The organism is Pseudomonas sp. PDM20, assembly GCF_014852575.3.
Classification (GTDB): Bacteria; Pseudomonadota; Gammaproteobacteria; order Pseudomonadales; family Pseudomonadaceae; genus Pseudomonas.
The window spans coordinates 4,559,386-4,573,394 of record NZ_CM181224.1 but is presented as its reverse complement, the minus strand read 5'-3'; the positions used below and the strand labels follow the sequence as shown (position 1 = coordinate 4,573,394).

15 protein-coding genes are annotated in these 14,009 nt (G+C 67.5%); 9 read left to right on the top strand and 6 right to left on the bottom strand.

Annotated features, from left to right (window positions below):
• The first annotated feature begins 1 nt into the window (after position 1).
• Genes dsbE through IB261_RS20840 form a run of 4 tightly spaced genes read left to right on the top strand, consistent with a single transcriptional unit; the run spans position 2 to position 2,647 of the window.
• Positions 2 to 544, top strand: a complete 543-nt coding sequence (gene dsbE, locus IB261_RS20855; RefSeq protein WP_081519309.1) for a thiol:disulfide interchange protein DsbE — start codon at positions 2 to 4, stop codon at positions 542 to 544.
• A complete protein-coding gene (locus IB261_RS20850) occupies positions 541 to 1,011 on the top strand; it encodes a cytochrome c-type biogenesis protein (protein WP_081519310.1) in 471 nt (156 codons plus the stop codon). Before dsbE ends, IB261_RS20850 begins: the two co-directional genes overlap by 4 nt.
• A complete protein-coding gene (gene ccmI, locus IB261_RS20845; RefSeq protein ID WP_192381230.1) occupies positions 1,008 to 2,219 on the top strand; it encodes a c-type cytochrome biogenesis protein CcmI in 1,212 nt (403 codons plus the stop codon). The genes IB261_RS20850 and ccmI overlap by 4 nt, the downstream gene beginning before the upstream one ends.
• A gap of 23 nt (positions 2,220 to 2,242) precedes the next feature.
• A complete protein-coding gene (locus IB261_RS20840) occupies positions 2,243 to 2,647 on the top strand; it encodes a hypothetical protein (RefSeq protein ID WP_081519312.1) in 405 nt (134 codons plus the stop codon).
• Between the two features lie 31 nt (positions 2,648 to 2,678).
• Here the strand turns inward: IB261_RS20840 and IB261_RS20835 are convergent, their stop codons facing one another.
• Complete coding sequence (locus IB261_RS20835; RefSeq protein ID WP_192381231.1) at positions 2,679 to 3,881, bottom strand: GGDEF domain-containing protein; 1,203 nt, start codon at positions 3,879 to 3,881, stop codon at positions 2,679 to 2,681.
• 261 nt (positions 3,882 to 4,142) lie between these two features.
• Here IB261_RS20835 and IB261_RS20830 point away from each other — a divergent pair, with 261 nt between their 5' ends.
• From IB261_RS20830 to IB261_RS20820, 3 genes are all read left to right on the top strand, one after another.
• Positions 4,143 to 4,856, top strand: coding sequence for a lipoate--protein ligase family protein (locus IB261_RS20830; RefSeq protein ID WP_192381232.1), 714 nt, complete (start codon positions 4,143 to 4,145; stop codon positions 4,854 to 4,856).
• Between the two features lie 58 nt (positions 4,857 to 4,914).
• The gene (locus tag IB261_RS20825) at positions 4,915 to 6,729 is read left to right on the top strand and encodes a monovalent cation:proton antiporter-2 (CPA2) family protein (RefSeq protein WP_081519315.1); all 1,815 of its coding nucleotides are present in this window, start codon (positions 4,915 to 4,917) and stop codon (positions 6,727 to 6,729) included.
• 82 nt (positions 6,730 to 6,811) lie between these two features.
• Positions 6,812 to 7,636, top strand: coding sequence for an enoyl-CoA hydratase/isomerase family protein (locus IB261_RS20820; RefSeq protein ID WP_151187826.1), 825 nt, complete (start codon positions 6,812 to 6,814; stop codon positions 7,634 to 7,636).
• Positions 7,637 to 7,655: 19 nt separating this feature from the next.
• Here IB261_RS20820 and IB261_RS20815 read toward each other — a convergent pair whose 3' ends face one another.
• Positions 7,656 to 7,922, bottom strand: coding sequence for a hypothetical protein (locus tag IB261_RS20815; RefSeq protein WP_151187825.1), 267 nt, complete (start codon positions 7,920 to 7,922; stop codon positions 7,656 to 7,658).
• Positions 7,923 to 8,171: 249 nt separating this feature from the next.
• Positions 8,172 to 8,894, bottom strand: coding sequence for an RNA pseudouridine synthase (locus IB261_RS20810; protein WP_192381233.1), 723 nt, complete (start codon positions 8,892 to 8,894; stop codon positions 8,172 to 8,174).
• Between the two features lie 104 nt (positions 8,895 to 8,998).
• Here IB261_RS20810 and IB261_RS20805 point away from each other — a divergent pair, with 104 nt between their 5' ends.
• A complete protein-coding gene (locus IB261_RS20805) occupies positions 8,999 to 9,622 on the top strand; it encodes a hypothetical protein (protein ID WP_192381234.1) in 624 nt (207 codons plus the stop codon).
• Between the two features lie 22 nt (positions 9,623 to 9,644).
• On the opposite strand, the gene IB261_RS20800 is transcribed toward IB261_RS20805, so the two are convergent.
• The 3 genes from IB261_RS20800 to IB261_RS20790 form a co-directional block, all read right to left on the bottom strand.
• Positions 9,645 to 10,253 (bottom strand): DUF4893 domain-containing protein, encoded by a 609-nt coding sequence (locus IB261_RS20800; RefSeq protein WP_192381235.1) that lies wholly within the window; start codon positions 10,251 to 10,253, stop codon positions 9,645 to 9,647.
• Positions 10,254 to 10,319: 66 nt separating this feature from the next.
• Positions 10,320 to 11,417 (bottom strand): AI-2E family transporter, encoded by a 1,098-nt coding sequence (locus tag IB261_RS20795; RefSeq protein WP_081519321.1) that lies wholly within the window; start codon positions 11,415 to 11,417, stop codon positions 10,320 to 10,322.
• Between the two features lie 206 nt (positions 11,418 to 11,623).
• On the bottom strand, positions 11,624 to 11,824 hold the full coding sequence (locus IB261_RS20790) for a PFL_1563 family small protein (protein ID WP_024765957.1): 201 nt from the start codon (positions 11,822 to 11,824) through the stop codon (positions 11,624 to 11,626).
• A gap of 157 nt (positions 11,825 to 11,981) precedes the next feature.
• On the opposite strand from IB261_RS20790, the gene IB261_RS20785 reads away from it, so the two are divergent.
• On the top strand, positions 11,982 to 13,751 hold the full coding sequence (locus IB261_RS20785; RefSeq protein WP_192381236.1) for an ABC transporter transmembrane domain-containing protein: 1,770 nt from the start codon (positions 11,982 to 11,984) through the stop codon (positions 13,749 to 13,751).
• Positions 13,752 to 14,009 lie beyond the last annotated feature (258 nt).

Below are 14,009 nucleotides of genomic sequence, written 5' to 3'. Positions count from 1 at the left end.
TGTGAAGCGTGCGATCCTGCTGTTGCCCCTGGCGATCTTCCTGGTCGTCGCGGTATTCCTCTTCCGTGGCCTCTGGCTCGACCCCAGCGAGCTGCCCTCGGCGCTGATCGGCAAGCCGTTCCCGGCGTTCTCCCTGCCCAGCGTCACCGAGCCGGGCAAGACGTACACCGAGGCCGACCTCAAGGGCAAGCCGGCGCTGGTCAACGTCTGGGGCACCTGGTGCCCGACCTGCCGCTTCGAGCACCCGGTGCTCACCGATCTGGCCGCCAAGGGCGTGGTGATCTACGGCATCAACTACAAGGACGACGGCGCCGCGGCGCAGAAGTGGCTCAAGGAGCTGCACAATCCCTACCTGATGAACATCGCCGACGTGCAGGGCACCCTGGGTCTCGACCTGGGCGTCTACGGAGCGCCGGAGACCTACATCATCGACAAGGACGGCATCATCCGCCACAAGCTGGTCGGCGCCGTCGACGAGAAGGTCTGGCGCGAACAGCTGGCGCCGATCTACCAGGGTCTGGTCGACGAAGCGGAGGGCAAATGAAGCGACTTCTCGCCGCCGCCGCGCTCGGGCTTTGCCTGACCGGCATCGCCCACGCCGCCATCGACACCTACGAGTTCGCCAACGACGCCGAGCGTGCGCGCTTCCGCGAACTGACCACCGAGCTGCGCTGCCCCAAGTGCCAGAACCAGGACATCGCCGACTCCAACGCGCCGATCGCCGCCGATCTGCGCAAGCAGATCTACACCCAGATGGCGGCCGGCAAGAGCAACCAGCAGATCGTCGACTACATGGTCGACCGCTACGGCGAGTTCGTGCGCTACAAGCCTGAAGTCAGCGAGCGCACCTGGCTGCTCTGGTTCGGCCCCGCCGCGTTGCTGGGCCTGGGCGTGATCGTCATCGGCGCCATCGTCGCGCGCCGTCGGCGCCCGGCCGCTGCCACCTCCACCACGCTGTCCGCCGAGGAGCAGGCGCGTCTCGACCAATTGCTGGATAACCAAGACAAATGATCGATTTCTGGCTCGCCGCCGGCCTGCTGTTGCTGGTGGCCCTGGCATTTCTCCTCGTCCCTCTGCTGCGCGGCCGCAAGGCCCAGGCTGAGGAAGACCGCACCGCCCTCAACGTCGCCCTGTACCAGGAGCGTCTGGCCGAGCTGGGCTCCCAGCGTGACGCCGGCACCCTCGACGCCACGCAGTTCGAAGCCGGCCGCGCCGAAGCAGCTCGCGAGCTGCTTTCCGACACCGAAGGCGCCGGCGATGATCGCCGCTCCCGTCTCGGCCGCGCCGCGCCGCTGGTGGTAGCGCTGGTCCTGCCGTTCCTCGCGCTGGGCCTCTACCTGCACTGGGGGGCCAGTGACAAGGTCGAGCTGGCTCGCGAATTCGCTACCGCGCCCAAGTCCATGGAAGAGATGACCTCGCGTCTGGAGCGCTCGCTCAAGGCTCAGCCGGACTCCGCTGAAGGCTGGTACTTCCTCGGCCGCGCCTACATGACCCAGAATCGCGCCGCCGACGCCGCCAAGGCCTTCGAGCAGGCCGCGCGCCTCTCCGGCCGCCAGCCGGAAGTGCTCGGCCAATGGGCGCAGGCGTTGTACTTCGCCGGTGACAAGGCGCTCAGTCAGCAGGTCCGCGACCTCGCCGACGAAGCCCTGAAGAAGGACCCGCAGGAAGTCACCACCCTCGGCCTGCTCGGCATCGCCGCGTTCGAGGACGAGAAATACGCCGACGCCATCGACTACTGGGGCCGTCTGGTCACCGTGCTGCCACAGGACGATCCGTCCCGCGACGCCATCGCCGGTGGCATCGAGCGCGCCCGCCAGCGGATGGTCGAGAAGGGCCAGACTCCGCCCGAAGCCCCGGTTGCTGCCGCTACCGCTGGCGTGACCCTGAAGGTGAAGGTCGACCTGACCGACGCCGTGAAGGGCCAGGTCAAGCCGGACGACAGCGTGTTCGTCTTCGCCCGTGCCGTGAGCGGCCCGCCGATGCCGTTGGCAGTGAAGCGCCTGAAGGTCTCCGACCTGCCCAGCGAGGTGTCGCTGAGCGACGCCGACGCGATGATGCCGCAGCTCAAGCTCTCCCAGCATCCGCAGGTGCAACTGGTCGCGCGCATCTCCCGCGCGGGCAACGCTACTGCCGGGGAATGGATCGGACGAAGTGCTTCGTTGTCTACTTCCCAGGCGGGCGAGCAGAGCGTGACAATCGACAGCCCGGATCAGAAGTAATCACGACAAGAGAGGGTTGAGCGATGAAGGGCAGATTGCTGGCGCTGGGCGCCATGCTGGTACTGGGTGGTTGCGTGGTGCAACCGCAGCAGCCGGAGCAGCCGCCTTCGCAGATTCCGCCGCCCTCGCAACCGAGCAAGCCGATCCCGCCGGCCAAGACTTCCAGCTCGCCGATCACCCCGCAGCCCAGTGCTGCGCCGGCCGCCAAGCGCCCGACCCAGTTCGCCCCGCCGCCCGGCGGCAAGGGCCGCTGGGACGCCAGCCTCGGCGTCTACGTGATCCAGGGCCAGAAGGACCTCTACTACCGCCAGCGCACCTACTACCACTGGGACAGCGGCTGGTACTGGGGCGTCGGCCCGCAAGGCCCCTGGACCGAGACCGACAGCAGCGGCGTACCGCCGGGGCTGACGCGTAAATACGCCCAATAGGGCGCACCCGGATAGCAGGGAGCCTGGGCGCTCAATCGAACGTCCCCATCTCCGTCCCCAGCTCTATCACCTCCACCCGATTGCGTCCGCTCGCCTTGGCCTTGTACAGCGCCTTGTCCGCCGCCGCGTAGAGCCCCTCATAGGTGCCCGGAATGCCGGCCTCCAGGCAGGCGATGCCGAAGCTCGCGGTGAGGTAGAGCAGGCCGTCCTTCATCGGCAGCGGGGTTTCCTCCAGCAGCCGGCGCACCTTCTCGGCGATCACCCGTGCCTGCGGCTGCGAGGTGTCGGGCAGCAGCAGCAGGAATTCCTCGCCGCCCAGGCGCGCCACGCTGTCGCCGGTGCGGGTGTAGTTCCTCAGCAGGCTGGCGGTGTGGCGGATGACCTCGTCGCCCAGCGGGTGGCCGTAGCGGTCGTTGATGAACTTGAAATGATCCAGGTCCACCATGAGCAGGCTGATCGGTGCGGGCTGACGGGCAGCTCGCGAGAGCTCCATGCCCACCAGTTGGTCGAACTGGCGGCGGTTGAACAACCCGGTCAGCGGATCGTGCCCGGCGAGGTATTCCAGCTGGCGGTTCTTTTCCTCCAGTTCCAGCCTTTGCTGGCGGAGGAACTCGCGCTGGCGCAGGTTGCGCACATGGCCGTGCCAGAGGATGAACGACAGCACCAGGCCGATGCCGCAGATGGTCAGCCCGCCCATCTGGTTCGACAGGCGCAACTGCGGGCTGGCCTGCGTCAGGACCATGGTCACCTCGAAGGCGGCCAGGGCGAGGATATAGAGGACGACGGCCAGGCTCGGGCGCAGCAGGATCAGCAGGGCGGTGGCCACGGAGGACATGAGGAAGGGCGTGATGCTGCTGGTGACCTGCTGGTCGGCACCGGTGATGGCGATGCCGAACCCCAGCACCAGGATGCTGCCGAGCACGGTGAGGGTCTGCATGTAGCGCAACGATGCGCTGCGGCGCGGTGGTGCAGCCAGCCAGGCGAGCAGGCCGAGGAGGGTGAAGAGCACGGCGACCACGGCGTGGACGCGGATGATGTCCACCCGCCAGCCGTCGTACTCAGGGCTTGAACCCTGCAGATTGAGGCGGAATACCAGGATGTGGATCAAGTCGAAAGGCACCGCCAGCAGGGCGGAGAAGTACAGGCGCCGCAGGTTTTCCCGGGCGATCGGCAGCGCCAGCGCGTCGTTGACGGCAATGGCGTGGTGCAGACGCTGAAGCAACGTCCTGGACACGGGCTCTGGCCTCCTGCGCAAGTGCCGGCCACTAGCAGGATAGACGCAGCGCCGCTTCGCTGTGGTGTGGATTGAAATCGACGTGACTTGGCGCGACACCGGCGCAGTCACAGCCCGCTACGCTGAAATTTCCGAGCGTGGCAACAAATTGGCTTGGAACATTGTCGGATAAGCCCTCGGCGGGCATAGTCCGCAACCCGGTTTACCCAAGGACGCTGCCATGAACCCCCAGGACGCTGTGATGAATCCAGGTGCGCTGTCATGAATAGAGTGCAACGACTGTCGGCGCAACAGGGCCTGGATGCCGAGCGCGCACTGCTCGACGCCACCTTCGCCGGTGAGCGCGACAGCGGTCTGCTGTTCTGGAGCCCGCTGGAACAGTCCCTGGTGATGCCGCGCCGGCTGAGCCGCCTGGAAGGCTTTGCCACCGCCGAGGCCGCCTGCGCCGGGCTGGGCTGGCCGATCGCACTGCGTGATACCGGCGGCGAGCCGGTGCCGCAGTCCGCCGGGGTGCTCAACGTCGCGCTGGTCTATGCGATCCCGCCGGGCGACAACGAGCAGACGCGCATCGAGACCGCCTACCTGCGCCTGTGTCAGCCGCTGTGCGACTGGCTGGCGGCCTTGGGCCTCGATCCGGGCCTGGGGGAGGTGGAAGGCGCTTTCTGCGATGGCCGCTACAACGTCAACCTGGGTGGGCGCAAGCTGGTGGGCACCGCCCAGCGCTGGCGCCGCCGGCCCAGCGACGGGCGCTACGTGGTGCTGGCTCACGGCGCCATCCTGATGGAGAACCAGCGCGAGCCGATGGTGGCCGCGGTGAACGCCTTCTACGAGCACTGCGGGCTCGATGCCCGTGTGCGCGCCGGCAGCCATGTCGCGCTGGACGAGCGCTACGAGCAGCCCTGGGACCAGGTGGACGCCCTGGCCGGGCAGTTCCAGCGGCACCTGCTGGCCGAGGGCGTGGCGCTGGATGTATGAGATGAACGACGTGGGTGGATCTTCGCTTCGCCCCAACCCTTCCAAGGAGTCTTGATAGATGGAACATGGGACGAATTACCTGCAGTCGGCAGTGGTCTTCCTGCTCGCGGCGGTGTTCATGGTGCCGCTGGCCAAGCGCCTGCAACTGGGCGCCGTGCTCGGCTACCTGCTCGCCGGGGTGTTCATCGGCCCGTCACTGCTGGGGCTGATCGACAACCCCGAAAGCGTCGCCAGCCTGTCCGAACTGGGCGTGGTGCTGCTGCTCTTCATCATCGGCCTGGAGCTTTCGCCCAAACGCCTGTGGGTGATGCGCAAACAGGTGTTCGGCGTCGGCCTGGCGCAGGTGCTGCTCACCGCGCTGGCCATTGGCAGCGTAGCGGTGCTGGCTTTCGACATGCCGGTGAATACTTCCGTGGTGCTGGGCGGCGGCCTGGCGCTGTCGTCTACCGCCTTCGGCCTGCAGATTCTCGCGGAGCGCAAGGAGCTGAACAGCCCCTACGGCCGCCTAGGCTTTGCCATCCTGCTGTTCCAGGACATTGCCGCGATTCCGCTGATCGCCATGATCCCGCTGCTGGGCGCGCGCGCCGATTCGGCGGCGCCGGGCGGTGACCTGGCTCACGTCATGGAAGTGGTCGGCAGCATCGCCGTGGTGGTGATCGGCGGTCGCTTCCTGCTGCGCCCGGTGTTCCGCTCGGTGGCCCGCACCGGTCAGGCTGACCTGTCCACCGCTACCGCGCTGCTGGTGGTGGTCGGCACCGCCTGGCTGATGGAGTGGGCCGGTGTGTCCATGGGCCTGGGCGCCTTCCTCGCCGGCCTGCTGCTGGCGGACTCGGAGTACCGCCACGAACTGGAAGCACAGATCGAACCCTTCAAGGGCCTGCTGCTCGGCCTGTTCTTCATCAGCGTGGGCATGAGCGCGGACCTCGGCCTGCTCAAGAGCGAGCCGCTGGTGGTGCTCGGCCTGACCCTGCTGCTGGTGGGCATCAAGCTGCCGCTGCTGTTCCTCATCGGCCGTCTGGCTGGCGGGTTGGACAAGGTCTCGGCGATCCGCCTGGGCGTGCTGCTGGGCGCCGGTGGCGAGTTCGCCTTCGTGGTGTTCAAGCTGGCCCTGGCCCAGGGGCTGATGGACGGCAAGCTGCACTCGCTGCTGGTGCTGTGCATCACCCTGTCCATGGCGATGACCCCGCTGCTGGTGCTGGCCCTGGCGCGCAGCATCAAACCCAAGCCCGCCGTGCTGCGCGAGCCGCCGCCTGAATACCGCCAACTGCCGGACGATGCGCCGCGCGTGGTGATTGCCGGCATGGGCCGAATGGGCCAGGTGGTTGCCCGTATCATGCGCGCCCAGGGCGTGCCCTTCGTCGCACTGGATACCTCCGTGGACACCATCGAGCTGACCCGCAGCTACGGCAATATCCCGATCTTCTATGGCGACCCTCTGCGCCCGGAAATCCTCCGCGCGGCCCAGGTGGAGAAAGCCGAGTTCTTCGTCGTCGCCACCGACGACCCGCAGACCAACATCGAAACCGCGCGCCTGGTGCGCAAGCTCTACCCGCACCTGAAAGTTATCGGCCGGGCCCGTAACCGCCAGCACGTCTACCACCTGCTGGACGCCGATGCGACGCCGGTGCGCGAGACCTTCCACTCGAGCCTGGAGATGAGCCGCCTGCTGCTTACCGGCCTGGGCCTGACCGAGGAACAGGTCGCCGCGCGAATCCGCCGCTTCAAGCGCCACGACGAAGCGGTGCTGATGGCACAATACCGGGTCTACGACGACGAGACCGCGGTGATCCAGACCGCCCGCGAGGCGCGCAAGGAGCTGGAAACCCTGTTCGAGGCCGACCACCTGGAAGACCAGGGCATCGGCCACCACTGACCGGCCATTCCGCGCATCGATAGTGCTGGGGCGCCACGCGCGCCCCGGCGCATCCTCGGGCCTTCGCAATGGAGGCCCATCGATGAGCAACTACCGCACTTTCACCCGTGAAGACCGCGACGGCGTTGCCGTGGTGAGCTTCTGCCACCCGCCGATCAACCTGGTCGACCGCGCCATGGTCATCGACCTGCTGCACCTGGCCGATGAGCTGGAGCGAGACAGCGATACCCGCGTGGTGCTGCTGCGCAGCGCCAACCCGGATTTCTTCCTTGCCCACTACGACCTCGGCAGCCAGCTGGACGCGCCGCCGATGAAGCTGCCGGCCGGCATGGCCAGCCCGCTCAGTGCGCTGTTCAGCCGCTTCAGCCGGCTGCCGCAGGTGACCATCGGCGAACTGCGCGGCCGCGCGCGGGGCGCCGGCAGCGAATTCCTCCTGGCGCTGGACATGCGCTTCGCCTCCCGCGAGCGGGCGCTGCTCGGCCAGCCGGAAGTGGCGGTCGGTCTGCTGCCCGGTGCGGGCGGCACGGTGCGCCTTGCGCAAATGCTGGGGCGGGGCAGGGCGCTGGAGGTCTGCCTGGGCGGCGAGGATTTCGATGCGGATACAGCAGAGCGCTACGGCTGGATCAACCGGGCACTGGCGGACGCGGAGCTGGAGAGGTTCTGCGAGGCCCTGGCGCGACGCATTGCGGCCTTCCCGGCGGCGGGCATCGCCCATGTGAAGGCGCTGGTGGAGCAGGTGACGGCGGCGGATCAGACGGCGTTGGTGGAGGAGTCGCAGCGCTTCGTCGGTGATATGTCGGCGCCGGAAACGCTGGAGCGGGTGCGCTGGATGATGGACAACGGCGGCCAGCAGGACGGGGATCTCGAGCGCGACCTGGGGGCCGCACTCGGGCGCTACCCGGGCTGAATCGCTGGCGAGGACGGCTTCACGCGGTTTTCGCCAGGATCGGTTCGTTCGCTACGGCGACCAGTACGGGGCGGGCCAGCTGATGCTTCACCGCCGGACGCGGCTGGCGGCTGACCGAGGGACGGCGGTCGGGGATCATCACGGCCGAGCCCGGCGAACGCAGGGTCAGCACGGCGATGCCACCGGCCAGCAGCGTGGTAGCGAGTACGACGCTGGCCAGGGCGACGTACAGCAGCAGCTCCACCAGGGAGCCAATGAGCAGCAGGAAATCGAGAATGACTTGCATGGTGGTGTCCTCTTGACGATCCGTTTGGGGGCGTCTCGCGAGTAGCCTGTTCGCCCCTGCGGCCCGACTGCGGGGCCGGCGAATCTCCTGCCAGCGAGTTGATGGGGCAAAGATGCCGCGCGCGGACTATCAAGAGAACTGAATGCGTCGACTGGTGACTATCGACGTTATCGATAGCGGCTGTAAGCCGCGGATTAGAGGGGCACCCTGGTTATCCGCGGGCGCCCGCGACCTTGGTCGGGTAGACGGTCAGAACTTCTCGCACGGCTGCAGGAAACGCCACTGGCCGACGGGCAGCTTGCCCATGGCCACGCCGCCCAGGCGCAGGCGGCGGATCGACACGGCGTGCAGGCCGACCGCGCGGCACATGGCGGCGATCTGGCCGGGGCGGAACTGCTTGCCGGCGAAGCGCAGGCGGGTCTCACTCTGCCAGCTGACCTTCAGCGGCGGCAGTTCGCGGCCGTCGATCAGCATGCCGCGGCAGAGGCGCTTCAGGCCGTTGTCGGCGATCTGCCCGCTGACCTCGACCACGTACTCGTGCTCGATGTTGTCCGCCTCGTCCACCAGCCGGCGCTGCACGCCGCGGCTCTGGGTGTAGACCAGCAGGCCGCTGGCGTCGGTCTCCAGCACGGTGGTGTTGAACTGGTGGCCGAAGTGCTTGCGCAGCAGGCGCTGTTGCAGGTTGTCTTCGGTCCAGCGCTTGTCCGGCGTCAGCAGTTGCTGGGCGGAGTTGGCGCCGTTGCCGCTGCCCAGGCCGACCGGCTTGTGCACGAGGATGGTCACCGGCGGAATCGGGTCGGGAGAGGCGCCCGGCAGCAGTTCGATGCGCTGGGTATCGACCTTGAACTGCGGTTCCTCCACGCGCTGGCCGTCGACCGTGACCCAGCCACCCTCGATGTACAGCTCGGCGTCGCGGCGCGAACAGGGCAGCAGCTCGGCGAGACGCTTGGACAGGCGGATGGCTTCGGACATTTCGGGTAACCAGGCAGGGGAAAGCGTTCATTGTAACCGCAAGCCGGTGGAATGATCCGCGCGGTGTCCGGTCACAACCTCAGACCAAGCAACGAGGAAGCGCGATGCAGATCACCCTGATCGACGGCCTGTGCTGGGACCTGGACGAGCACGGCACCGGCGGCCTGACCAACCGGCGTGGCGAGAAGGTGCACCTGCGCCAGGGCGACATGGACGGCGCCTGCGGGCCCTACTGCCTGGTGATGGCCATGCTCGCCCGCAACCAGCTGGCGCGGCGCCAGGCCAAGGGGTTGGCGCCGGTGGATTCGCGGACCCGCTACGGGCGGCTGATGGAGGCGCTGAACCAGCACGAGACGCTGGTGCGCGTCGGCACCACGGGCGCCGACCTGCTGGAACTGCTCAAGGTCATCAGCGACAAGGAGTACCGCGTCGAGCGTGGCAACGGCACGCGGATGGTCGAGCTGACCCGGCGGCACCTGGAGGAGAACATCCCGGTGGTGCTCGGCTTCCATGGCCGCAAGGACAGTGACATCCGCCACTGGTGCCTGGCGGTGGGGATGAGCGACGACGCCTTCTTCCTCCTCGACCCGGCCCACGACCTGCAGCGCGGGCTGGCCTGGAACGCGGTGCTGACCACCCAGGCCAACGGTTCGCGCTTCGGTTATCGCTACCTGAATGCGAAGGGGACCTGGGCGGTGACGCTCAAGGAGATGGTGGCGCTGCTCTGAGCCTTTCCTGGCGAGAGTGGGCTCAGCGGGTGAAGCGGAACAGGTTGTAGCCACCGAGCTGTTCGGGCACCAGCAACACGAATCCATCGTACGAATTGCGCACTACGCCGACCACGTCGGACTCGCGTGCGGCGGCTTGCTCCAGCCCGCTGTAGCCGACCTGCGGGGCGTCGTTCACCGAAGCGCCGCCGACGAACACCAGCTGCCTGTCGTCCAGGCGCTGCAGGTAGCCGCTGATGCGCTGCGAGCCGCTGGTCTTCTCCAGGAACAGGCCCCTGGGCGTCTGCCGCACCGAGCACTTGAAGTTCGGGTAGCCGTACAGCGCTTGTGCTTCGAGCTGCACCGAGCGGCACTTCCAGTTGCCGGTGAGGGCAGTGTCGGCAAGCGGTTCCGGGTCTTCCAGCACGATGCGGTAGAGGTTCAGCGCTTCGTTGCGGGTGGTTTCGTCCTCGCTCTGCTGGAGCTGGTCGAGCAGTTGCTTGACCTGCGCGTCGAGGGTGGTCAGGCGCTGCTGGTCGGCGGCGTTGACCGCGGCCGGCCAGACGACGGCGGTCTCTTCGGCAAAGGCCAGCGGGGAGAGCAGCAGGCCGGTGGCGAGCAGGGCGGCGGTGAGGGTGCAGCGTTTGGACATCGTGTGCATTCCATTGCGGGTGAATGCCCGTAGCTCATGCCACGGGCGGGTGTCAGGTTTACGGCATCAGGGCGTCGGTTCGACCGGCGGCGCGACCGGCGCCTCGCGCTCGTGGACCCAGGACATGAACAGCTCGTAGCCCAGCGCCAGCACCACGGGGCCGACAAACAGGCCGATGATGCCGTTGCTGAGCATGCCGCCCAGGGCGCCGATCAGGATCACCGCCATCGGCACCTTGCTGCCGCGGCCGAACATCAGCGGCTTGAGCACGTTGTCGGAGAGCCCGCCGGCCACCGTCCAGACGGTGAACAGGATGGACACCAGCAGCGAGTCGTTGGTCATGAACACATAGGCCACTGCAGGCAGGGTGATCAGCACCACCGGCAGCTGGGTGATGCCCAGCAGCAGCACACCCAGAGCCAGCAGGCCGGCGCCGGGGATGCCCATGACGATGAAGCCCAGGCCGAGGATCAGCGTCTGGATGAAGGCCACGCCCACCACGCCCTGGGCCACCGCGCGGATGGTGCCGGTGCACAGCTCGGCCAGGCCCGGGCCACGGTCAGGGCCGGAAATGCGTACGGCAATGTCACAAGCGGTACGGCTGCCCAGCTTGCCGTAGGCCATGATCACCCCGGCGATGACGAAGGCGGCGAGGAACTGCATCAGCCCCATGCCGACGCCCGCCGCCTGCCCGGCGACCTTCTTCGCCACGCCCTGCAGGTGCGGCGCCAACTGGTGCGCGACGCCCATGAAGTCGGTGGCCACGCGATGCCAGAAGGGATAGACGTACTGCCCGATCACCGGCCAGTTCTGTACCGAGTCCGGCGGCAGCGGGATCTGCAGGGTGCGGTTCTGGATGGCGTGCACCAGGTCGCGCACCGAATCGGCCATGGACAACCCGATCACCACCACCGGCACCAGCAGGATTACCAGGCCCAGCACCACGATCAGGCTCGCGGCGCTGTTCGGGCGCTCGCCCAGCCAGCCGCTGAGCAACTGGTGCATGGGGTAGAGGGTAATGGCGAGGATCACCGACCAGAGCATCAGGTCGAGGAAGGGATGGAAGATGCGGAAGCAGAAAACGGCCAGCAACAGGATCAGGCCGGCGCGGATCAGCACATCGAGCAGGTTGCGCGACAGCAGCTTTTCCGGAGAGGGCAGCATGGGGTGCTCCTTGCGAGTGGCCTGGGATAGGCCAAGTCCTGACTATGGGCGGACTCTGCCCGAGTGCAAGGCGCACAGGCAACACAGGATCGACGGAATTGCGGAGGCTTTGGTGTAAAGCGGGGTATCAGGGAGGGGGAACGCAGGACGGGCGAAGCGGGGGAGGCGGGCAGCCTGCCGGGAGCCGGCAGGCTTGCCTGCGAATATTACTTCTTGCCGAGGCTGATATGGCGGCTCGGTGCGCCGTAGTTCTGACCGGTCACGCCCTTGGCGATCTGCTGGATCTCACCGCCGGAGTTCAGGAAGGCCGCGATCTGGGCTTCCAGGGCTTCGCTGGTCGCGGTAGCGGCGGGGGCCTTGGGGGCTGCTTTCTGGCGGGTGGAGGGCTTGGTAGTCATATCTGCCATACCTGTCTGCGCAAATTGGCCGCCCATTGTACATCAAACGAGCACCTTTCGGGGCGGTTATGGAACGAACGGTCCCATTGCTCTGCCTGAATCGTCCTTCACGCGGCGCGCTGCGGCGGTGCTACCCTCTGCCCATTCCGGCCGTTCAGAGCCCGCCATGTCCCTGTTGTCGTCCCGTCAGCGCAATGCCCTGCGCCTGGCTCGTTCGTTTCTCGCTCCCTACCGCTGGCGGGCCCTCGGCGCCTTGCTGGCGCTGCTGTTCACCGCCGCCATCACCCTGTCCCTGGGGCAGGGCATCCGCCTGCTGGTGGACCAGGGCTTCATCACCCAGTCCGAGCAGTTGCTGACCCGCGCCATCGGCATCTTTTTCCTGCTGGTGCTGTGTCTGGCGGTGGGCACCTTCGTGCGCTTCTATCTGGTGTCGTGGATCGGCGAGCGCTTCGTCGCCGATATCCGCCAGCGCGTGTTCGACCACCTGATCGAGCTGCATCCCTGTTTTTACGAGAACAACCGGTCCTCGGAGATCCAGTCGCGCCTGACCGCCGACACCACGCTGCTGCAGTCGGTGATCGGTTCCTCGCTGTCCATGGCGCTGCGCAACGTGCTGATGCTGCTGGGCGGGATCATCCTGATGTTCTTCACCAACGCCAAGCTGACCAGCATCGTGGTCGCTTCGCTGCCGCTGGTGATCGCGCCGATCCTGCTGTTCGGCCGCCGCGTGCGCAGCCTGTCGCGGCTCAGCCAGGACCGCGTGGCAGACGTCGGCAGCTATGTCGGCGAGTCCCTCGGCCAGATCAAGACGGTGCAGGCCTACAACCACCAGGCGCAGGACCGCGCGCGCTTTGGCCGCACAGTGGAGGACGCCTTCGACACCGCGCGCAAGCGCATCATGCAACGCTCCTGGCTGGTCAGCGTGGTGATCCTGCTGGTACTCGGCGCGGTCGGCGTGATGCTCTGGGTCGGCGGCATGGACGTGATCGCCGGGCGCATCAGCCCGGGTGACCTCGCGGCCTTCGTGTTCTACAGCCTGATCGTCGGCATGGCCTTCGGCACGTTGAGCGAAGTGATCGGCGAGCTGCAGCGCGCGGCCGGTGCCGCCGAGCGCATCGCCGAACTGCTGCGCGCGCGCAGCGAAATCCATGCCCCGACCAGCGACCTGCTGCACCTGCCGGAGCGCATCGTCGGCAGTATCGAGTTGCAGGGCGTGCACTTCGCCTATCCGTCGCGCCCGGAGCAGTGGGCCATCGATGGCATCGACCTGCGCGTCGAACCGGGCGAGACCCTGGCGCTGGTCGGACCGTCCGGCGCCGGCAAGTCCACCCTGTTCGACCTGTTGCTGCGCTTCTACGACCCGCAGCAGGGGCGCATCCTGATCGACGGCCAGCCCATCGCCCGGCTCGACCCGACGGACCTGCGTCGCAGCTTCGCGCTGGTGTCGCAGAACCCGGCGCTGTTCTTCGGCACGGTGGAAGAGAACATCCGCTACGGCCGCCCCGGCGCCAGCGACGCGGAAGTCGAGGCCGCTGCCCGCGCGGCCCATGCCCACGAGTTCATCCTGCGCCTGCCGCAGGGCTACCGGACGCACCTGGGCGAGAGCGGCCTGGGCTTGTCCGGCGGCCAGCGCCAGCGCCTGGCGATTGCCCGTGCGTTACTGGTGGACGCGCCCATCCTGTTGCTCGACGAAGCCACCAGTGCGCTGGATGCCGAGAGCGAACACCTGATCCAGCAGGCACTGCCGGGGCTGATGCGCGACCGCACCACGCTGGTGATCGCCCACCGCCTGGCCACGGTGCTCAATGCCGACCGCATTGCGGTGATCGAGCACGGTCGCCTGGTGGCGCTGGGGCGGCACGCCGAGCTGGTGCTCAGCAATCCGTTATATGCGCGGCTGGCGGAACTCCAGTTCGGCCAGGCGGAACACCTGTAGGAGCAACTGTATTTCCCTGGTAGTTCCGTGTTTGTGCTTTCCCCCCTCACCCCAGCCCTCTCCCTCAGGGAGAGGGAGCAAGTCGTGCCGGCTGACGCTGTGGTTTCATCCGGCACCGAACGGTCCCCTCTCCCCCAGGGAGAGGGTTAGGGTGAGGGCCGATCCGAGCACAGATCTATCCGGTAGGCAGCGGGCCATGCCCGCGATGCGCGTCGATGACGCGCGCCCGATCCGGCAACCGGCGGCAGCCATAACGCG